Source organism: Kitasatospora sp. NPDC049258, from assembly GCF_040678895.1.
Taxonomy (GTDB): domain Bacteria; phylum Actinomycetota; class Actinomycetes; order Streptomycetales; family Streptomycetaceae; genus Kitasatospora.
In genome coordinates, this window is the sequence record NZ_JBFAQT010000004.1 from 29,983 (window position 1) to 49,856 (window position 19,874).

Sequence of the window (19,874 nt, forward strand, 5' to 3'; positions counted from 1 at the left end):
GGTGGCGCGCCACATCTACGCCTGCCCCATGAGGTGGTCCGACATGGACGCCTTCGGCCACGTCAACAACGTGGTCTTCCTGCGCTACCTGGAGGAGGCGCGGATCGACTTCATGTTCCACCGGGCCGCCGAGGCCGGTGCGGGCGAGTTCGCGGGCGGCTCGGTGGTGGCCCGGCACGAGATCGACTACAAGCGTCCGCTCACCCACCGCGCCGAGCCGGTGACGGTGGAGACCTGGGTGACCCAGATCGGCGGCGCCTCGCTGACGGTCGCCTACGAGATCAAGGACGTGGCCGAGGACGGCACCGAGACCGTGTACGTGCGGGCGAAGACCGTCGTCGTCCCCTACAACCTGGCGGAGGGCCGGCCGCGCCGGATCAGCGCCGTGGAGCGCGAGTTCCTCAGCCGCTACACGGACGACGCCCGGGAGCCCCAGGGCGCTGCCGCCGCCTGAGCCGGCCCCGGCCCCGCGGGCCACGACCCTGGAGCCGGCCGGGCCACCGCCCGGACCGCCCCCGACCGCACCGAATGAGCTGAACACCGTTGACCACCACCACTCGCCTCCGTCTCGCCGACACCGGGGAGGCCGCCGACCTCGGCGCCTTCCTGGCCCGGCTGCTGCGCTTCGACCGCGCGGCCGCGGTCCGGCTCCAGGCGGTGCCGGGCGCGGTTGGCCGGGCCGAGCAGGGTGCTCAGGGGGGCGTGCTCGCCGTGTTCGGGCGGCTGCCGCTGGGGGGCGCCGGGGCACTGGCGATCCGTACGGCGCGGCTGGTCCGGCTCGGCGGCCCGCTGGACACCACCGTGTCGGCCGGCCAGTTGCTGGAGTCGGTGGACCAGGAGACCGGCGCCTTCGACGTGCCCGCCCCGGTGACCGGCCCGGCCTGGGCCGGCCTGCTCCCGCCGCGGACCGGCTGGCAGCCGGCGGGAGCGCCGTCCGCCTACCAGGTGTACCCCGAACTGATGGCCGCCGTGGGGGAGTTCAAGGAGCGCAGCGAGCAGGTGCCGGAGCACCACCGGACCCGCCGGGTGCTGGACGAGCTGGCCGACGAGATCTGGTCCCGCCCGCTGTCCGCCGCCCCCGAGGTGCCGCTGCGCGCGGTGCACGCGGCCTATGTGATCGGCTTCCTCAAGCCGGCCGTGCCGCTCACGGTGCACCGGGCCGGCGGCTGGCTGCGGTTGAGCGCGCCGGCCGGGTCGGTGGCGGTGCGCCGCACGGCCGCCCCCGGCGCGGGCCTGGGCCTGAGCCCGCTCTCCTGAGCCTGCCTGCCCCAGCCCGGAACCAGCCCGGAACCGGCCTGGAACCGGCCCGAACCGGCGCCAGCGGCTCAGCCGGCCGTGTTGATCATCGAGGCGGCGGCGTAGGTCAGGTAGTCCCAGAGCTGACGCTCCGCCTCGGCGGGCAGCTCCAGCGAGTCCAGGGCCGCCCGCATGTGCTTCAGCCAGGCGTCGTGCGCGGCCCGGTCGACGGCGAACGGGGCGTGCCGCATCCGCAGCCGGGGGTGGCCGCGCTGCTCGCTGTAGGTGCGCGGACCGCCCCAGTACTGCATCAGGAACAGCGCGAACCGCTCCTCGGCCGGGCCGAGGTCCTCCTCCGGGTACATCGGCCTCAGCAGCTCGTCCTGGGCGACGCCCTGGTAGAAGCGGTGGACCAGCAGCCGGAAGGTGGCCTCGCCGCCCACGGCCTGGTAGAAGGTCTCCTCGCTGAGCGTCTCGCGCCGGATCTCGTTCACCCGACCATGGTCCCAGACGGCCCCGGGGGCCGTACACCGGGACTTTCGGTGTACGACCCCCGGGGCGTGCGCCGGGTACGGCCGCCGGTTACGCGTCGTCCCAGTTGAAGAAGCGCCAGGCGATCGCGCACATCACGGCGGTGAAGACGAGCAGCCCGCCCATCGCCGGCAGGATGTCCAGCACCCCGCCGCCCCGGCTGAGCACCGACTGGGCGGAGGTGACCAGGTAGCGCAGCGGCAGGAACCGCGAGACCGTCTGCAGCCAGCCCGGGGCGCCGTCCAGCGGGAAGAAGGCGCCGCCCAGGAAGGACATCGGCAGGATGATCATCTGGTTGATGCCGTTGGCCGCCTCCTCGCTCTTCGCGGCGGCACCGGTGACCAGGCCGATCGACATGAAGGCGACGGTGGCGCAGAGCACCAGCGGCACCACCAGCCACCAGTCGCCGGTCAGCTGCAGGCCGAAGAACGGCAGGGTGGCGACCGTCAGGAAGATCGCGGTCTGGGCCAGTGCCACCACCAGGCTCACCGCCACCCGGGCGCCGACCACGACGCCGGGCGAGACCGGCGCCAGCCGCAGCCGCCGCAGGACCCGCTTCTTGCGCCAGCTGACCAGCGTGAACGAGGCGCCGTAGACCGCGCCGGTGGCGATCGCCCAGCCGAGCAGGCCGGGAGTGAGGTACTGGATCGGCTTCAGCGACTCGTCCTCGACCTGGGTGGACACCATGGTGAAGGCCGGGGCCTTCCCCGAAGCCGCCTGGTTGGCGCCCTGCACCACCGAGTTGACGATGCTCTGGACGCTGCCGGCCTTGACCTGGTCGGTGGCGCTGAAGCGGAGGTTCACGGTGCCGTCCGCGCCCTGGGTGATCACCCCGTCCAGGTCGCCCTTGCGCAGCTTCTCCATCGCCGCGCCCTCGTCCTCGGACCTGCTGATGGTGAGGACCTTCTCCAGCTGGGCCCGGCCCTCGCCCTGGATGTCGTCCAGCACCCGCACCTGGCCGATCTCGGCCACCTTCACGTGCGGAGCACCGGCGCTCTTGAACAGCGCGCCGAAGAGCAGCAGGAACATCAGCGGCATCAGCAGCACGAAGAACAGCGCGCCGCGGTCCCGGACGAAGCCGAGCAGCATCACCCGGGTCAGCCCGGCGAAGGCGCTCACCCGCTCGGTGTCGGCCGGCTCGGCGGCGGGGGTCTGCCGCCGCACGGGGGTGGAAGTGGTGCTCATGCCCGGTACTCCCGTCCGGTCAGCTGCAGGAAGACGTCCTCCAGGGTGGCGCCGCGCACTTCCAGGCCGCGCAGCGCGTTCTGCTCGGCCAGCACCGAGAGCACCGGCGCGGGCAGCCGGGTGGAGAGCGAGAGGGTGGCCCCGTCGTCCTCCAGCCCGGTGATCTCCGCCCCGGCGGCCGCGAACAGCTCGTGCGCCCGGCCCGGGCCGAGCTGGCCGGACTCCACGCTCACCCGGACGGTGTCGTCGATCTCCCGCACCAGCGCGGCCGGCGTGCCGGTCTTCAGCACCTTGCCGTGGTCCATCACCGAGACCCGGTCGCAGAGCACCTCGGCCTCGTCCAGGTAGTGGGTGGTGAGCACGACCGTGCGGCCCTCGGCGTTGATGTCCCGCAGCAGGTCCCAGAGGTTGCGGCGGGCCTGCGGGTCGAGGCCGGTGGTGGGCTCGTCCAGGAAGAGCAGCTCCGGGTCGTGCACGATCGCGCAGGCGATCGAGAGCCGTTGCGCCTGACCGCCGGACATCTTCTCGGTCTGCACCCCGGCCGAGTCGGTCAGGCCGACCCGCTCCAGCATCGCGTCGGCCCGCTTGGGGCCGACGCCGTAGAAGGAGGCGAAGGTGCGGATGGTCTCACGGGCCGTCAGCTTCACGAAGAAGGCCGAGGCCTGGAACTGCACGCCGATCCGCGGCAGCAGCGCCGAGTTGCGCGGCCAGGGGCTGAGCCCCAGCAGTTCGACGCGGCCCTCGTCGGGCTCGCGGATCCCTTCCAGGATCTCCAGTGTGGTGGTCTTGCCCGCCCCGTTGGGGCCGAGAATCCCGTAGAACTCGCCAGAGGCGACGGAGAGTGACACTCCGTCGACAGCCTGGACATCCCCGTACCGCTTCCGGATCCCGTCGGCGGATATTGCTTCAGTCATGGTCAAGACCCTAGGGGCCGGTGTGTGCGCGGTGAAAGGTACTTGCGCAAAGCATGAGCAAAGCCCGCCGGCCCGGCGGGAGCGGGGCTCCCTCCGGGCCGGGCGTGGCGGCTCGGGCTGCCGGGGTCAGGCGCTCCGGTGCAGGGTGATGGTGGTCCAGGCGCCGAGGTGGATCCGGTCGCCGTCGTTGAGCGGGATCGCGGTGTGCGGCGGGACGGGGTCCGGGCTGCCGTTCACGGTGGTGCCGTTGGTGGAGTCCTGGTCGACCAGCACCCAGCTGCCGTCCGCCTGCTCGGCGAGCAGGGCGTGCTGGTGCGAGGCGCCCGGATCCTCCGGGGCCACCGACAGGTCGATCTCCGGCACGGTGCCGCGGTGCTGGCTGCGCCGGCCGATCCGCAGCTGGCCGCGGCCGGTGAGCGGGATCCGGCGCTCCGGGCAGTACGGCGGGAAGAACAGGCCGGCCGCCTCCGGGCCGCTGCGGATCATCATCTCGGTGAAGTAGTCGCGGTCGGCGCTGACCACCGCGATCCAGTGGCTGCGTACCGGGGGCGCGGCCGGCCCGGGCGGCGCCTGCTGGCCCTGCGGACCCTGCGGACCCTGCGGACCCTGCGGACCCTGCTGGCCCTGCTGGGCCGCCCCGCCGGGCGGGGCGAGCCGGAAGGAGGTGCCGAGCTCGTCGCCGGGGCCGCCCGCCGCGGACCCGCCCTGCCCGGGCTGGGCGTACACCGGGCCGCTGCGCTCGTAGCCGTCCTGGTCCGGGAACGGCGAGGACGGCGGCGGGGGCGGCGGCGGGGTCTGCTCGTACGGCCGGCGGTACTGCTGCTGCTCGTAGGGGGACTGTGCCTCGTACGGGGCCTGCGGCGCCGGCGGGTCGTACGGCGACCGCTGCTCGTAGGCGGGCTGCTGCTCGTACGGTGACTGGGGCTCGTACGGGGACTGCGGGGCCGGCGGGTCGTACGGCGACCGCTGCTCGTACGGGGACTGCGGCGGCGGGTAGCCGTAGCCCGGCCGGCTGCCGGAGTCGGCCCCGCCCGGACCCTGCGGGTGCGAGGGCTGCTGCGGGCGGCCCGGCGCCGGCGGTGCGGCGGGTGCCTGCGGGGCGGCCGGCGCGGCCGGAGCGGGCGGGCGGCCGGTGGCGGGCAGCTGGTAGTCGTAGCCGCACTCCTCGCAGTACCGGCCGGTCTGCGGGGTCCGGCAGATCGGGCAGGTCACCAGGTCGGCCGTGAAGTCGGGACCGGCCGGGGAGGGCGAGACGACGGTGGGGGAGCCGTAGGCCCGGCCGGGCGGCGGCCCGGGCGGCCCCGGAGGGGCGGGCGGCGCGCCGAACGGCCCGGCCGAGGCCGGGCTCCCGGGGACGGCCAGGCCGGGCGGCGGAGTCATCGGGAAGCCGCAGAAGTCGCACCAGTCCTCGGCCTGCGACTCATGGCCCCTAGGGCAGATCGGCATCAGTTCCCCCACTTGTCCAGCTGGTCGGCCCCGGGCGGCGGCCGGTCAGGTCTCGGTCGGTCGATTATTTCTTTACCCGGACGGTCTTCGTCGACCGGGTCTCGAGTGTCATCGAATCGGCCTCGCTCACATCCTTGCGGAAACGAACGGTACCTTCCTTCGCGTCGACCACGTCGACGACCTTCTGGAGCAGCTTGAGGGTGCCCTCGTTGCCGGTCCGGTGGGCCAGCCGGACGGCCGCACCGAGCTTGGCGGTGGCCCGGTCGACGTCCCCGGCGCGGTGGGCGGCCAGCCCCTCCTGGATCGAGTCGGCCAGCTCGGCCTGGCCGGTGTAGTGGGCGACCTGGGAGTTGATCCGGGTGGAGGAGGCCAGGTCGTCCGTCCAGACCGCCTTGACCAGACCCTGCGAGAGCACCTCCGGCGAGGCCTCGCCGGGCTGCGGCAGGATCAGGCTGATCCGGGCGGCCAGCATCTCGTTGCCGACGGCGGCCGACGGCACCTCGACGCAGACGTGGTAGTCGCGGCTCTCGTCGCCCCAGGAGCCGGTCGGGTAGTCGCCCGCCCGCGGGCCGGCCTCGGCACGACGCTCGGTCAGGTCCTCCACGCTCGGTGCGACCTGCTTGACGTACTTGACCCGGGCGTTGGCCGGGGTCCAGACCCGCAGGGCGACATCGGCGACCTGCTTGCCCATGGCGCCGGCCATCATGGCGCGGAAGTCCTCGGCCAGCCCGTCCGGCTCGGCGACGATGTCCACCGTGCCGAGCAGCGCCGAGGAGATCTTCCGCAGTTCGGCGACCTCCCAGTCGGTGCCGACGCCGCGGCAGTCGGCGGTGAAGTAGCCGGTGGCCCGGTCGAGGGCGCGCTGCAGGTCGGCCGGCTTCTCGTGCTCGTTGCGGCCGTCGGTGAGCAGGATGGCGTGCCGGATGGCGAGGTCGGGCCGGGAGCCGAAGAGTGCCTGGGCCTTGGTCAGCCAGGTGCCGATCGCGGTGCCGCCGGCCGGGCTGAGCTTGCGCAGCGCCTGCTTGGCCTCCTTGCGGGTGGCCTCGCCGGCCACCGCGAGGGTGCCGTCGGCCGGGTAGACCTCGGTGGCCTCGTGGGTGCCCGCCACCACGGCGAAGGCGACCCCGTCCCGCAGGGTGTCGATGGCCGCGGCGGTGGCCTCCCGGGCGTTCTTCGCCTTGGCGGCCGGGTACTGCATCGAGCCGGAGCAGTCGACCATGAGCACCACGCCGGCGGCCGGGCCGTCACCCGGCGACAGCGGACGTCCGCCGGAGGTACCACCACCGGTGGCGGTGACGGTGACGATGGCGTTGACCTCGCGGGCACCCTCGGCGAGGTACTCGTTCTGGAAGATCTCGACGTCGAATCGGGGTGCGGTGGGCCTGGACAGACTTGCCATGGCTGAGAGCTCCTGTCGAGCGGTCAGATGAGTGGGCGTCAGTCGGTGCTGGGTGCGTACGCGGGCATCGGCGGCACCGCCGGGGCCGGGGCGGCCGCGGGGGCCGAGGGGGCCGGGATCCGCGGCAGGTCGTGCAGGGTGTCGTCGTGCCGCGGCTGCTGCACCGGCAGGTCGAGCAGGGTCGCCTCGTGCTCGGCGGGCTCCTCGGGCCGCTGGGGCCGCGGGGTGATCGGCAGCACGGCGACGGTGATGTTGTCGTGCCCGCCGGCCGCCACCGCGAAGCTGACCAGTGACTGCGCGGTCGCCAGCGGCTCGGTCCGGGCGTCGCGGCGGACGAAGGTGGCCAGGTCGGTGGCGGCCTCGGCGTAGTTCCACAGGCCGTCGGTGCAGATCAGCACCACCCCGGGGACGTGCGGGGTGAAGCTGACGGTGTGCGGGTCGAGGTCCTCGGCGTCGGCGCCGAGCCAGCCGGTGATGGCGTGCGCACGCGGGTCGGCGTACGCCTCGGCCTCGGCCATCAGCCCGGCCGAGACCATCCGGGCGGCCCAGGAGTCGTCCTCGGTCAGCCGGTACGGCTCGGCGGCGTCGCGGTCGTCCGGGATCCAGTACGCCCGGGTGTCGCCGACCCAGCCGATGGTGACCACGCCGGCCGCCGAGATGGCGCTGACGTAGGTGCAGGCGGGGGCGTTCAGGTGGCCGCCGGGGCGCTCCGGCGGGGTGCCGTCGTAGGCCAGGTCGGTCACCGCGCGGGCCGCGACGGCGATCGCGCCGCGCATCGCCCGGGTCGGGTCCTCGCCGTGCTCCAGGGCGGTCAGCAGAGATTCGCAGGCGGCGTCCACGGCGGTGGCGGAGGCCTCGTCCGGCCGGGCGGAGGAGGACACCCCGTCGCAGACCACGGCGATCACAGCCGGTGCCCCGTCCGGGAGCGCGGTGCCGGCCACGGTGAAGGCGTCCTCGTTGCGGTGGTGGCGCAGCCCGCGGTCGGAGACCCCGGCGACGCCGGCCAGCGAGCGCTCCTGGTGGTCGCGCGGGCGCGGCTGGGCCTGGCCGCAGGCCTCGCAGTAGCCGTCGGCGGCGAGCTCCGGTGCGCCGCAGCGCACGCAGCCGCCGGCGACGGCCGCGCCCGGTCCGTCGACCACGGTCGGTGGCCCGTTCAGATTGGCGCCGCAGGCCCCGCAGAACAGGTCCTGAGGGTCCATCGGTTCGGCACAGCTGGGGCACCTGGTCTGCTGCTGCGGCATTGCGTCACACCCACGTCCGGGGGCGGGCCCGGTTCGCCCGCTCCACCATCTCGATCCTTGTTTCGGCCCGGTCGGACAACCGCGCCAACACCCGGTAGGAGTGTTCCAGAGCGAACCGTAGTTCCCGTTCGGCGGGTGCATGTCCGAGCACCTTCGGCTCGCCGTCCGGGCGGGCCGCGCCGGCCTTTCCGGCCAGCACCCAGCCGAGCGCGGTGTCCAGCACCTCCACCGCCAGCTCCTCGCGGCGCCGGGCGTCCAGGGTGAGCGCGTCCAGCTGCTCTGAGCAGCGGCGCAGCTCGGGGCCGAGCTCCTCGCGGGCCGAGCGGCCGCGGATCCGGGCCCGGACGGTGCCGACCCGGGCCGAGGTGAAGTGCGCGGAGGCCTCCGGTACCGCCTCCAGGGCCTGCACCGCGCCGGTCCGGTCGCCGGCTCCCAGCCGGACCCGGGCCAGGCCGAACGCGGCGCTGACGTAGCTGCGGTCGGTGCTGCCGACCAGCCGGTAGAACTCGGTGGCGTCCTCCGCGTTGCCCAGCAGCTCGGCGCACAGGGCCAGCGCCAGCTTGGGCGCGCTCTCCCCGGGGAAGGCGTCGTAGAGCGCGTCGAAGGACTCGGCGGCCGGCTCGGCCTTGCCGGATGCCAGCGTGGTCAGGCCGCGGTACCAGACCACCCGCCAGTCGTCCGGGTGCTCCTCGGCCAGCTCGGCCAGGGTCTGCCCGGCGGCGATCAGCTCGCCCAGCTCCAGGTGGGCCCGCAGGGCCCGCAGCCGCAGCTCGATCGAGGGGGCGGGGGCGGCCTCCAGGGTGGTGAGCACCTCGGCGGGGCCGCCGGCGGTCAGCGCGGCGAGGAAGCCGGCGTTGGGGTCGCCCGGGTCGACCCGGGGGAGCGGCAGCGCCAGCGCGGCCGCCGCCGGGTCGAGCGGCTGCTCGGTCAGCTCGCTGTCCACCAGGCGCAGTTCGGGGCCGAACAGGGTGGAGGCGGCCGGGCGGGGCCGGCCGTCCCCGAGGCTGAGCACCTCGCGCAGCACCCCGGTCAGCTGGTCGGCCATCTCGGTGGCGGAGCCGAACCGGCGGGCCGGGTCGGGGTCGGTGGCGCGGACCAGGAAGCGGTAGAAGGACTCGTACCGGGCGAGGACCGGCACCTCCTCGGGACCGGGCAGCTCGTGCTGGTGCGTGCTGGCGTAGCCGGGGAAGTCGAAGGTGAGCACGGCCAGCGTGCGGGCCACCGTGTAGAGGTCGGAGGACGGGGTCGGGCCGTCGGTGCCGATCTCCGGTGCCTGGTAGCCGACGGTGCCGTAGATCGGGCCGTCGTCGTCGAGGCGGCGGACGGCGCCCATGTCGATGATCTTGAGCGAGTCCTCGCTCTGGATCACGTTGTCGACCTTGAAGTCGCAGTACACCAGGCCGCGGCTGTGCAGGTAGCCGAGCGCGGGCAGCGCCTCCAGGGCGTACGCGATCGCCTGCTCGACCGGCAGCGGCTCCCGCCGGCCGTCCGGGGTGCGGCGCTCGTTGGCGATGTCCTTGAGCGACTTGCCGCCGACGTACTCCATCACGATGTAGCCGTCGGTGGAGCCGGTCCGGGGGTCCGGGTGCTCGACGAAGTTGATGATGCGGACGATGTTCGGGTGGTCCACCTCGGCGAGGAAGCGCCGCTCGGCCACCGCGACCGCCAGCGCGTCCTCGTCGCCGGTGTCCAGCAAGCCCTTGAGCACGACCCACTTGTCGTTCACCCGGCGGTCGATCGCCAGGTAGATCCAGCCGAGCCCGCCGTGCGCCAGGCAGCCGAGCACCTCGTACTGGCCGCCGACCAGGTCGCCGCGCTCCAGCTTGGGGGTGAACGAGTAGGCGGTGCCGCACTGGGTGCAGAAGCCGTCCGGGCGGCCCGGGCGGCCCTCCTTCTCCCGGCCCACCGGGCTCTCGCACTTGCTGCAGTACCGCTTGCGCTCGGGCACCTCCGGGTCGGCCAGCACGGCCGAGGCCGGGTCCGGCGCGGGCACCGGCGGGACGGTCACCAGACCGGCGCCGAGGTTGCCGCGCCGGGCGCTGCCGGTGGAGCCGGTGCCGGTGCGCACCGAGACCGCGGAGCCGCGGCCGGTACGGGCCGAGGTGCGGTGCGAGCGGGAGCGGCCGGACATCGTGCGCGAGGAGCCGGCGCGGGCCGAACCGGACCGTGCGGCGGGCACCTTGGCCACCGCCACGGCCGCCAGGCCGCACTCGTCGCAGTAGCCGTCGGCGTCGATCGCCCCGCCGCAGTCCCGGCCGCACGGGCTGCCGGGGCCGCCCGCGGCCGCCGCCGGTGCCGCGGCCGCCGGTGCCGCGGCCGCCGGTGCCGCGGGTGCGGCCGCCCGCTGCGGGGCCAGCCCGCACTCGGTGCAGTAGCCGTCCGGGTCGATCTCGCCGGTGCCGGAGCACTCCGGCCGTACACACAGCTCAGCAGCCATCAGAACCGTTCCCCCTGACCGTCTCTCATCCCTGTCCACCGGGTCGTCCGTCCTGCGGCCCGCCCGAACCGGCCCGGTCCGGCGGGCGCAGCGCCTGCTGGAACCGGGCCACCGCCTCGGCCCCCGCCCGCAGGTCGCAGGGCGCGCTCCAGAGCAGCCAGCGCGCCTTCTCGAACCGCTCCACCACTTCCGGGTCCTCGGCGAGGCCGAGCCGGGCGGCCATCGCCTTGTACGCCTCCAGCCGCCCGCGCAGCTCGGCCCGGACCGCGAGCGGCTGGGCCACCTCGGTCAGTGAGTGCCGGGCCCGGCCCAACTCCTTGGTCGCGGCGTCCTCCAGGCTGTCCAGCAGCGGCCCGAGCCGGTACCACTGGCCGGTCTGCTGGCACTCCACCGCCTGTCTGATCCGGTCGCGCAGCGCCGAGGTCGGCCCCGGGACGGCCGGCACCTCGGTGGCCGCGATCTTGGCCAGCACCTCGCCGCGGGCCCGCCGGGCCTCGGCCAGCGTGGCGTCCGCGCGCTGCAGCAGGTCGGCCACCTGCTGCAACCGCTCGTGCGACTCGTCGCGCAGCCGCAGCAGGCCCTCCAGCTCCACCCGGATGTCGTCCAGCGCCCGGCCCGCCCGGTCGAAGCGCTCGGTGTCCACCGCGCCGCTCGGTGCGGCGAACGCGCCCTGGGCGGGGGCGGCGCCGGCCTGCGCCGGCACCCGGCCCGGCCGCCAGAGCGCCAGCGGGTCGGCCCGCACCTCGTCCCGCAGGGCGGTCAGGTCGCGGGCCAGGTCCGCCAGGTCGTCGGCGAGCGGGTGGCCGCCGGGCCGCACCCCCACCGAGCCGGCGAGCATCTGCACCCGGTGCAGCTCGGCGAGCAGCAGGTCGATCCGGGCCGGCAGCGCGGACCAGACCGCGTCGGCGGCGTTGACCACCTCCAGCACCGTTTCGTACCAGCCGTCCATCCGGTGCATCAGCTCGGCCAGGCTGACCTGCTCGGCCAGCCGGGCCGGGCTGCCCAGCCGGCCGACGGCCTCGGGCAGCTGGCCGCCGGAGACGGTGACCGCTTTGCCGGTGAGCAGCTCGCTCAGCTCGGCCAGCTCGGCGGCGCCGGGCCGGCCCCGGCGGGCGCGCACCGCGCGGGCCGAGGCCAGCGCCTCGGAGTAGCGGTCGAACAGCGCCCACAGCAGCCCGAGGCCCTGTCCGGCGACGGACCAGCGTTCCGCGGTGCGGCCGCTCAGCTCGGCCCCCTCCAGCAGCCGGCGGCCCGGGTGGTCCTGGAGGGCGAGCAGCGCGGACTCGACCGCGTCCCGCTCGGCACCCAGCCGGGCCAGCGCACGGTCCACCTCCTCCCGGCTCATCACCGGGCCGGCCGATCCTGCCACGCGGGGTCCTTCCTCTCTGTCCCGGGGGACAGCGCAGTTGACGGGGTGACCTGCTGACCGTCCTTCCGGCGGGCGCCGGCGGTGCGTCTCCCGGCGGCCAGTCTTCCGGATGGCGGCCGGCCGGTCGACGGCGGTGCGGGTGCCGGGGCCGCCGCCCGCCCGGGAGCGCTACTGCTTGTACTCGTACTGGTCCGAGGAGCTGCCCATGGAGTCGGCCAGCCAGTGGTCGTAGCTGCGCCGCCAGCCGCCGTCCGCCTTGTAGTCGAGCAGGGCCTGGTTGACCCAGGCGACCAGGTCGGCGTCGGCCTGGTTGACCACCACGCCCATCCAGCCGGGCAGCAGGGTCTCGCCGACCACCTCGACGGTCGGGTCCTGGGCGGCCTGCGCGGCGGCCAGCACGGCGTCGGTCAGCGTCGCGTCGACCTTGCCGAGCTGCATCAGCACCAGGCAGTCCAGCTGGTTCTCCACGACGGTGACCTCGGCGGCCCCGTGCTTGTCCGTCTTCAGTTCGGTGTCGGAGGAGGACGAGGCGGCGGCGCAGACCCGCTTGCCCTTGAGGCCCTGGTCGATGCCGGTCGCCTTGGCCGACTTCGGCACCACCAGGCGCTGCCCGGCCGCGAAGTACGGCTTGGAGAAGGCGACCTCCTGGAGCCGTGCGCAGGTGATGGTGGTGGTCCGGATGACCAGGTCCACCTCGCCGGCCTTCACCGCCTCGATCCGGCGGGCGGTCGGGACCGCCTTGAAGGTGATCTTGTTCGGGTCGCCCAGCACGGACTTGGCGATGGCGTGCGCGAGGTCGATGTCGAAGCCCTCGATCATGCCGGTCTGCGGATTGCGGTAACCCCAGTGGTAGCTGTTCTGGTCGACCCCGACCACCAGCGTGCCGCGCTCCCGGATCTTCCTGATCTTCGCGCCGTTGGCGTCCTTGCCCGGCGGCACGCTCCTGGTGCTGTCGCAGGTGTCGGCCGCCGGAGCGAGCTCCGCGGCGGCGGGCGCCTGCGCGCGGGCCGCGCCCTGCGGCGCACCCAGCGGCGCGCCCAGCGAGGTGCCCGCGCCGAGCACCCCGGCCGCCAGCGCGACCGCGGCCACCAGGGCCCTGGCCCGTACCGTTCGGATCATCGTCCCCACCCCCCTCTAGCTCTAGCGGTAGTCGGCCAGTCGGCGGCCGACACCCCGGACCACGCCCGCGGCGGACAGCACGGCCAGCACCACCGCACCCACCGCCAGGACCTCCAGGACCCCGTCCACCCCGTCGGCCGAGGCCTTGAAGCGGGCCCGCTCGACCGTCGCGGCCTGGCCCAACTGCTGTTCCAGCGCGGCGAACGAGGCCTCCGCGGTGTCGTTCTTCCCCGCCCCCACGGTGCCCTGCAGCGCGGCGTCGTAGTCGCCCGCGCTCGCCTTGTCGGCCGCCTGCCGGTGCCGCTCGCTCCAGGTCGCGAACTGCTTGCGGGCCTCGGCCAGCGGGCCGGCGGCGTCCCGCGGCGCGAGCCGCTCGGCGCGGGCCAGCGAGCCGCCCCGGTCCGCGCCGTCCTTCGCGCCGCCGAGGGCGCCGGTGACCTCGCTCCAGCGGGTGCTGTACTTGTCGCTGGAGCCGCGCGCCACCAGGTCCAGGTTCTCCGCCGCGTGCGCCTGGAGCGCCTCGGTACGGGCCTGGTCGAGCGCCCGCAGCGGCTCGGTGCCGGCCGTCCGGCTCTCCGCCAGCGAGTCGCCGGCCACCAACCCGCCCGCCAGCAGCCACACCAGGGCCGCCAGCAGCGCGGCCGTGGCGCCGACCAGACCGGGGTTGAACACCCGGTTGGTGCGACCGAACAGCCTCAGCTGGTACCAGCCCAGGGCCGCCAGCGCGAGCAGCCCCAGGGCGAACGCCCCCCACGGCGCCGACTCGGCCTGCGCGTAGTCGTCGTCCAGCTGCCCGGATTCGGCGGTCACCAGCCGCTGCGCGTTCGGCAGCATGGTCTCCTGCATCAGCGTGGACGCGTACCGCAGGTAGGCGCCGCCGAGCGGCAGACCCTGCCGGTCGTTGGCCCGGGCCGTCTCCACCAGACCGGCGTACTGCGGGACCTGCTGGTTGAGCTCGGAGATCCAGCGCTGCGCCTCGGCCGAGGCGCTGGCCCGGGCGGCGGCCTGGGCGAGCAGCCGGGAGGCGGTCGCCAGGTCGTCCTGATAGCGCTGGCGGACGGCCGCGGGCTCGTTGCCGGCCAGCAGGAAGCCGGAGGCGGCGGTGGTGTCCGCGTCCGCCAGCGAGCGGTAGATCTCGGCCGCGTCCTGGCTCAACGGCCCGCTGCCGGTGGCCACCTGGCCGGCCGCGGCGGCCCGGGTGGTGACCTGCCAGGCCGTCACGGCGCCGAACAGCAGCACCAGCGCGGCCAGCGCCGCGCCGGCCAGCCGGAGCCGGCCCGGCGGGTTGTCCACCGCGCGCCTCAGGAAGGCCCGTCTGCCGCGGACCGCCGCCCCTGCGGGCACCGCCGTCCGTGCGGACGCCCGTTCCCCCGTGATCACTGGTGTCGCCACCGCCCCGCCCTCCCCTGTGGCCGCCCCTGATCCGGGGTCCGGCCCGATGCCAGCAGTATGGCCGCGGACACCGACGAGCACACGTGACTTGCGCCGGACTTGAGCATCGGGCCGCTGCGCCCACCGCCCGTACCGGGACGTTCCGTTCCCCATCGACGCGGTGCGCCCCCCGCGCGGTTCCCCGGTGCCATCACCCCTCCTGCGGCCTTCCCCGTAGCATGGGACTCATGCGTCTGATCGGTACCGTCACCCCTGACCTCCCGCTCCTCGTCGTCGCCGTCGAGGAGGAGTCGGCCCATCTGGGCGGCCGCTTCCCGGTCCTGCTGACCGGTATGGGGAAGATCAACGCGACGGCCGCGCTGGCCACCGTGCTGGCGCGCGGCGACCGGCCGTCCGAGATCGTCAACCTCGGTACGGCCGGCGCGCTGCGCTCCGGCTGGGCCGGCACCCACCAGGTCTCCCGGGTGCTCCAGCACGACCTGGACAGCCGGGTGCTGAACCTGCTCACCGGCCGCACCTTCGGCGGGCCGATCGAGCTCGGCCCGGAGCAGGGCCCGGTGCTGGCCACCGGCGACCTGTTCGTCTCCGACCCCGAGGCCCGCGACCGGCTGGCGCAGAGCGCCGACCTGGTCGACATGGAGGGCTACGCGCTGGCCATCGTGGCCCAGCGCGCCGGGGTGCCGATCCGGCTGGTCAAGCACGTCAGCGACGAGGCCGGCGAGGGCGCGGCCCGCACCTGGCGCGAGTCGGTGGACGGCTGCGCCAAGATCCTCGCCGACTGGGTGCACACCCGGCTCTGACCGGCTGCCGGTCAGACCGCGATCTGCTCGCCGGTCAGCGCCGGGACGAACTGGTCCAGCTCGGCGCGCCAGTAGCGGGCGATGTTCAGCCGGGTCGGCTTGGGCTCGCCCGGGAACTGGAAGCGCAGCGAGCTCCACAGCGTCCGCCGGCGGACGTCGCTGACCAGCTCGCGGGCCTGCTCCAGCGGGATCACGTGGACGAGCTCCTTCGGACGGTTGGCCAGCCGCCCGGCGCGGTGCACCACGACCACCCGCTCGGTCAGCGTGACGAAGTAGTACTTCACGAAGAGCTGGCCGATCAGACCCAGCTCGTTCATGATCCAGGGGCTGGGGCCGGTGATGGTGTGAAAGGTCACCACCGGGCGGTCGTTGGGCTCGATCGCGGCGATCGCCTGGGCGACCTGCTCCTGCATGGTGGACTTGCGAATCGCCATCTGGCGCGCGCTCCCCGTCTGTTGGCGCACCGGAGTCGGTGCTGCTCGGAGCGGGGACAGTACCGGCGATCGAACACGGGTCTCAACGGCCAAAGCGGGGCATCTCGACGGAACATCAGATATTCATCTGATCGATACCGAACCACCTCTCGTCAGCGGCCCGCGGAGCAGGCGTCCGTAGGTGGTCGCCAGGCGGCCGCCGCCCGGAGGGCACCCCTCAGGCGGCCGGCTTCGCCGCGGCGGCCAGCAGCTCGGCGGTGCTGACCACCTTGGCGAAACGCATCGTGTGCAGTGCGGCCGCGGTGGCCCGGGACAGCTCCTCGGCGGGGATGCTCACCCCGTCCGGTCCGGTCATGGCGAAGGTGTGCATCGCGTCGATCGGGAAGATCACGTCGTAGCCCAGGTTGCCGCCCATCCGCGCGGTGGTCTCGTTGCACGCGTTGGTCATGATCCCGATCGTGACCAGCTGGGTGGCGCCGCGCTCCTGGAGCCAGGCGTGCAGGTCGGGGGTGCCGTAGAAGGCGCTGTTGACGGTCTTGGTGATGTGCAGGTCCCAGGAGGCGCCGGCCACCACCGGCTTCAGCTCGTACCCGGGGGTGCCCGGGGTGAGCGGCCCGCTCGCCGACCGGTGCTGCACCATCACCACCGGACGGCCGGTGTCCTGCCAGGCCGCCAGGACGGCGCCGATCCGCTGCTCGGCCTCGGGGTTGTCCCGCTCGCCCCAGTACTCCTGGTCCTCGAAACCCTGCTGGACGTCGATCACCACCAGGACGGCGTCGGCGGCGAGTTCGAGCGGGGCGTTGAATGCGCTGGTGTTCGTCATGGCTCCATCCTGCGGTCGGCCGGCGGCCGGCCGTGAGCGGCAGGAATGCCCATCATCGATATGATCCTGCCATGCACACCGTGGGCTGCCCGATCTTCGACGGAGTACGCGCCTTCGACTACGCCGTGGTCGGCGAGGTCTGGTCGAACCGGCTCGACCGACCCGGCCTGCCCGCCTTCGACCTGCGGGTCTGCGGCCCGGACGGGGAGCCGGTGCGGCTCGGCGGCGGCCTGGAGCGGCGGCCGGACACCGGCTTCCGCGGCCTGCTCGACTGCGACCTGGTGGTCGTCCCGGGGATCACCGACCCGGACGCGCCGCTCGACCCCGAGCTGCTGGAGGTGCTGCGCACCGCCCACGCCCGGGGCATCCCGGTCGCCTCGCTGTGCGCCGGTGCCTTCGTGCTCGCGGCGGCCGGCCTGCTGGACGGCCGCCGGGCCACCACCCACTGGCAGCTCGCCGACGAGCTCGCCCGCCGCCACCCCGCGGTGACGGTCGACCCTGAGGTGCTCTTCACCGGCGACGGCGAGGTCTGGACCTCGGCCGGGGTGGCCGCCGGGATCGACCTCTGCCTGCACCTGGTGCGCTCCGCGCACGGGCAGCAGACCGCCGCGGCCATCGCCCGGACCATGGTCACCGCCCCCTTCCGGGCCGGCGGCCAGGCCCAGTTCATCCCCTCCCCGGTGCCGGCGGCCGGCCCGGCCGACCCGCTCGACACCGTCCGTGCCGCCGTCCTCGCGGAGCTCGACACCCCCTGGACGGTGGCCCGGATGGCCCGGCTCGCCCTGATGGCCGAGCGCACCTTCGCCCGCCGGTTCGCCGGGTCCACCGGGGCGCCGCCGCTGCGGTGGCTGCTGGAGCAGCGCGTGCTGGCCGCCCAGCGGCTGCTGGAGGAGACCGATCTGCCGGTCGACGAGGTCGCCACCCGCTGCGGCTTCGGCTCCGCGGTCTCGCTGCGGCCGGTCTTCACCCGCCGGGTCGGTGTCGCCCCCCGCGACTACCGCCGGGCCTTCCGGGGCCGGACCCTGCCGGGCTGAGGGACGCCTTCGCAGCTGTGCGTGGGGCCCTTGGGGGCGCTGGGGGGACCGCCCGGCCGGAGACCGGGGAGACGTGTGGCTCGGGGGTCTCCGGTGCGGGAGTGCCCGCCGCCGGGGCCGGTGGGGTGTGCGGACCCCGGGGCCCCGGCGGCGGGAGATCGGTGGCCGGGGATCAGGCGGCGACCGGGCTGGTGGTCGGGTAGGCGGCCCGCAGCCGGCGTTGGGTCTGCGGGCTCGCGCCGAGGTGGTCGAGGCCGAGCAGGGCGGCGCCGAGCACCGGCGGGGCGACCACGATCCGGGTCTCGGCCAGCGGCGCGGCCTCGGCCAGCCGGGCCGTCAGGTTGTCGATCAGCAGTGGGTGGCGGGCCGCCAGCACCCCGCCGCCGAGCACCACGGGCGTGGGCTCGCCGAGCAGGTCGAGCCGGGTCAGCGCGACCACGGCAAGCCTGGCGATCTCGTCCGCCTGGCGGTCGATCAGCATCAGTGCCGTCGGGTCGCCCTGCTCCGCGGTGGCGAACAGCACCCGGACGATCTCGTGCAGCCGGCCGCGGTCCACTCGGCCGAGGTGCATGGCCTCGGCGACCTCGGTGGCGCCGGGCAGGCCGAAGTGGCCGGCGATGGCCCCGGCGAGCGCGGTCGGGCCGCCCCGCCCGTCCTCGGCCCGGGTGGCGTGCCACATCGACTCGGCGGCCAGCCCGCCGCCGCCGCCCCAGTCGCCGGTGAGGTGGCCGAGCGCGGGGAAGCGGGCGGTGCGCCCGTCCGGCAGCAGGCCGACGCAGTTGATGCCGGCGCCGCAGACCACCGCGACCCCGCGCGGGCCGTCGGTGCCGGCCCGCAGCAGTCCGAAGGTGTCGTTGGCGACATGGCTGGTCAGCCCCCACGGGCGGGCCGCCAGCGCGGCCTGGAGCTGCTGCTCCTCGATCGGCAGGTCGGCGTTGGCCAGGCAGGCGCTGACGTGGCTGGCGAGCACTCGGCCGGGTCTCAGCCCGGCCTGCCGGGCGACCTCCTCGACCAGCGGCGCGAGGCCCGCGACGGCCTGCTCGGCGCCGTCCAGCTGCGGTTGGAAGCCGCCGCCGCGGGCCGAGCCGAGCACGGCGCCGTCGGCCGACACCAGGGCCACGTCGGTCTTGCTGTTGCCGGCGTCGATCGCGAGCACGCCGCCCACCCGCTCCGGCTGGTGACGGTCCATCAGTTCCCCTCGCGAGGGTGCACGGTTCTCGGTCACGCCTCAGGCCCAGCTCAGGTGGGTGCGGTTGTGGGCGAGCAGCCGGTCGGTCAGTCGGTCGGCGAGCTCCAGCTGGCCGACCAGCGGGTGGGCCAGCAGGGCGTCGAAGACCCGCTCCCGGCCGCCCTTGAGCGCGGCCTCCAGGGCCAGCTGCTCGTAGGCGGTGACGCCCGCGATCAGGCCGGCGTAGAGCGGCTCGACCGGACGCTGCGGCAGCGGCCGGACCCCGTCCGGGCCGACCTCGGCCGGCACCTCGATCACCGCGTCGTCCGGCAGGAACGGCAGGATGCCGTCGTTGCGGGTGTTGACCACCTGCACGCCGGTGGCGCCGCCGGTGCCCAGCAGGGCCGAGATCAGCTGCACGGCGGCCTCGGAGTAGAACGCGCCGCCGCGCTTGCCGAGCAGGTCCGGCTTGGTGTCCAGGGTCGGGTCGGCGTACATCTCCAGCAGCTGCCGCTCGATCTCGGCGACCTCGGCCGCCCGGGAGCCCTTGGCCCTGAGCTCCTCGACCACCAGGTCGTGCTGGTAGAAGTACCGCAGGTAGTACGAGGGGACCACGCCGAGCCGGCGGATCACCGGCAGCGGCAGGTGCAGGTCGGCGGCGATCTGCTCGCCGAAGCCGTCCAGCAGCTCGGGCAGCACCTCACGGCCGCCGGCGGCGCCCGCGGCGTCCAGCAGGGTGACGCCGCGCTCCCAGGTCAGGTGGTTCAGCCCGACGTGGTCCAGGCGCACCAGCTCGGGGTCGACGCCCAGGTGGGCGGCGAACTTCCGCTGGAAGCCGATCGCCACGTTGCACAGGCCGACCGCCTTGTGCCCGGCGGTCTGCAGGGCGCGGGTGACGATGCCCACCGGGTTGGTGAAGTCGACGATCCAGGCGTCCGGGTTGGCCAGCCGGACCTGCTCGGCGATCTCCAGCACCACCGGGACGGTGCGCAGCGCCTTGGCCAGGCCGCCGGCGCCGGTGGTCTCCTGGCCGACGCAGCCGCACTCCAGCGGCCAGGTCTCGTCCTCGTTGCGGGCCGCCTGCCCGCCGACCCGCAGCTGGAGCAGGACGGCGTCCGCGCCCTGCACGCCGGCGGCGACCTCGGTGGCGGTGGTCACCCGGGCGCCGTGGCCCTGCCGGGCGAAGATCCGGCGGGCCAGCCCGGCGATCAGCTCCAGCCGGTCGGCGGCCGGGTCGACCAGCACCAGCTCGGCGATCGGCAGGGTGTCCCGCAGCCGGGCGAAGCCGTCGATCAGCTCCGGGGTGTACGTGGAACCGCCGCCGACGATTGCCAACTTCAGTGCGG

General features: G+C 74.7%; 18 protein-coding genes. 4 read left to right on the forward strand and 14 right to left on the reverse strand.

The features are described 5' to 3' along the window. Position 1 precedes the first annotated feature (1 nt). Together AB0K43_RS04950 and AB0K43_RS04955 are read left to right on the forward strand one after the other, a co-directional pair. Positions 2-454 carry a thioesterase family protein gene (locus AB0K43_RS04950; protein ID WP_363635849.1) on the forward strand — a complete coding sequence of 151 codons (453 nt, stop codon included), beginning with the start codon at positions 2-4 and terminating at the stop codon, positions 452-454. An 89-nt stretch (positions 455-543) separates the two neighbouring features. Further along, positions 544-1,257: a hypothetical protein gene (locus AB0K43_RS04955; protein ID WP_363635851.1), complete on the forward strand. Its 714-nt coding sequence runs from the start codon at positions 544-546 to the stop codon at positions 1,255-1,257. A gap of 68 nt (positions 1,258-1,325) precedes the next feature. On the opposite strand, the gene AB0K43_RS04960 is transcribed toward AB0K43_RS04955, so the two are convergent. From AB0K43_RS04960 to AB0K43_RS05005, 10 genes are all read right to left on the reverse strand, one after another. Beyond that, complete coding sequence (locus AB0K43_RS04960; RefSeq protein ID WP_363635853.1) at positions 1,326-1,730, reverse strand: globin; 405 nt, start codon at positions 1,728-1,730, stop codon at positions 1,326-1,328. An 88-nt stretch (positions 1,731-1,818) separates the two neighbouring features. Then, positions 1,819-2,952: an ABC transporter permease gene (locus tag AB0K43_RS04965; RefSeq protein WP_363635855.1), complete on the reverse strand. Its 1,134-nt coding sequence runs from the start codon at positions 2,950-2,952 to the stop codon at positions 1,819-1,821. After that, on the reverse strand, positions 2,949-3,866 hold the full coding sequence (locus tag AB0K43_RS04970) for an ABC transporter ATP-binding protein (RefSeq protein ID WP_363635857.1): 918 nt from the start codon (positions 3,864-3,866) through the stop codon (positions 2,949-2,951). Before AB0K43_RS04970 ends, AB0K43_RS04965 begins: the two co-directional genes overlap by 4 nt. Before the next feature lie 126 nt (positions 3,867-3,992). Continuing rightward, positions 3,993-5,312 (reverse strand): FHA domain-containing protein, encoded by a 1,320-nt coding sequence (locus tag AB0K43_RS04975; RefSeq protein WP_363635859.1) that lies wholly within the window; start codon positions 5,310-5,312, stop codon positions 3,993-3,995. A gap of 64 nt (positions 5,313-5,376) precedes the next feature. Then, positions 5,377-6,711, reverse strand: coding sequence for a VWA domain-containing protein (locus tag AB0K43_RS04980; RefSeq protein WP_363635861.1), 1,335 nt, complete (start codon positions 6,709-6,711; stop codon positions 5,377-5,379). A 38-nt stretch (positions 6,712-6,749) separates the two neighbouring features. Continuing rightward, positions 6,750-7,910 (reverse strand): PP2C family serine/threonine-protein phosphatase, encoded by a 1,161-nt coding sequence (locus AB0K43_RS04985; protein WP_363635863.1) that lies wholly within the window; start codon positions 7,908-7,910, stop codon positions 6,750-6,752. Between the two features lie 46 nt (positions 7,911-7,956). Continuing rightward, entirely contained in the window at positions 7,957-10,389 is a 2,433-nt protein-coding gene (locus AB0K43_RS04990; RefSeq protein WP_363635865.1) for a tetratricopeptide repeat protein, read from the reverse strand. Between the two features lie 25 nt (positions 10,390-10,414). Beyond that, positions 10,415-11,734 carry a hypothetical protein gene (locus AB0K43_RS04995; protein ID WP_363636263.1) on the reverse strand — a complete coding sequence of 440 codons (1,320 nt, stop codon included), beginning with the start codon at positions 11,732-11,734 and terminating at the stop codon, positions 10,415-10,417. 192 nt (positions 11,735-11,926) lie between these two features. Then, positions 11,927-12,877 carry a glutamate ABC transporter substrate-binding protein gene (locus tag AB0K43_RS05000; RefSeq protein WP_363635867.1) on the reverse strand — a complete coding sequence of 317 codons (951 nt, stop codon included), beginning with the start codon at positions 12,875-12,877 and terminating at the stop codon, positions 11,927-11,929. A 21-nt stretch (positions 12,878-12,898) separates the two neighbouring features. Beyond that, the gene (locus AB0K43_RS05005) at positions 12,899-14,170 is read right to left on the reverse strand and encodes a hypothetical protein (protein ID WP_363635870.1); all 1,272 of its coding nucleotides are present in this window, start codon (positions 14,168-14,170) and stop codon (positions 12,899-12,901) included. Positions 14,171-14,496: 326 nt separating this feature from the next. Here AB0K43_RS05005 and AB0K43_RS05010 point away from each other — a divergent pair, with 326 nt between their 5' ends. Beyond that, positions 14,497-15,069 (forward strand): nucleosidase, encoded by a 573-nt coding sequence (locus tag AB0K43_RS05010; RefSeq protein ID WP_363635873.1) that lies wholly within the window; start codon positions 14,497-14,499, stop codon positions 15,067-15,069. An 11-nt stretch (positions 15,070-15,080) separates the two neighbouring features. On the opposite strand, the gene AB0K43_RS05015 is transcribed toward AB0K43_RS05010, so the two are convergent. Further along, positions 15,081-15,503 carry a hypothetical protein gene (locus AB0K43_RS05015; RefSeq protein WP_363635875.1) on the reverse strand — a complete coding sequence of 141 codons (423 nt, stop codon included), beginning with the start codon at positions 15,501-15,503 and terminating at the stop codon, positions 15,081-15,083. Between the two features lie 217 nt (positions 15,504-15,720). Next, entirely contained in the window at positions 15,721-16,326 is a 606-nt protein-coding gene (locus AB0K43_RS05020; RefSeq protein ID WP_363635877.1) for a cysteine hydrolase family protein, read from the reverse strand. Between the two features lie 71 nt (positions 16,327-16,397). On the opposite strand from AB0K43_RS05020, the gene AB0K43_RS05025 reads away from it, so the two are divergent. Beyond that, positions 16,398-17,360, forward strand: a complete 963-nt coding sequence (locus AB0K43_RS05025) for a DJ-1/PfpI family protein (RefSeq protein ID WP_363635879.1) — start codon at positions 16,398-16,400, stop codon at positions 17,358-17,360. Between the two features lie 172 nt (positions 17,361-17,532). On the opposite strand, the gene AB0K43_RS05030 is transcribed toward AB0K43_RS05025, so the two are convergent. Both AB0K43_RS05030 and AB0K43_RS05035 read right to left on the reverse strand, forming a co-directional pair. Beyond that, positions 17,533-18,549 (reverse strand): BadF/BadG/BcrA/BcrD ATPase family protein, encoded by a 1,017-nt coding sequence (locus AB0K43_RS05030; protein ID WP_363635881.1) that lies wholly within the window; start codon positions 18,547-18,549, stop codon positions 17,533-17,535. Between the two features lie 39 nt (positions 18,550-18,588). Beyond that, positions 18,589-19,869 carry a 6-phospho-beta-glucosidase gene (locus AB0K43_RS05035; RefSeq protein ID WP_363636264.1) on the reverse strand — a complete coding sequence of 427 codons (1,281 nt, stop codon included), beginning with the start codon at positions 19,867-19,869 and terminating at the stop codon, positions 18,589-18,591. Positions 19,870-19,874 lie beyond the last annotated feature (5 nt).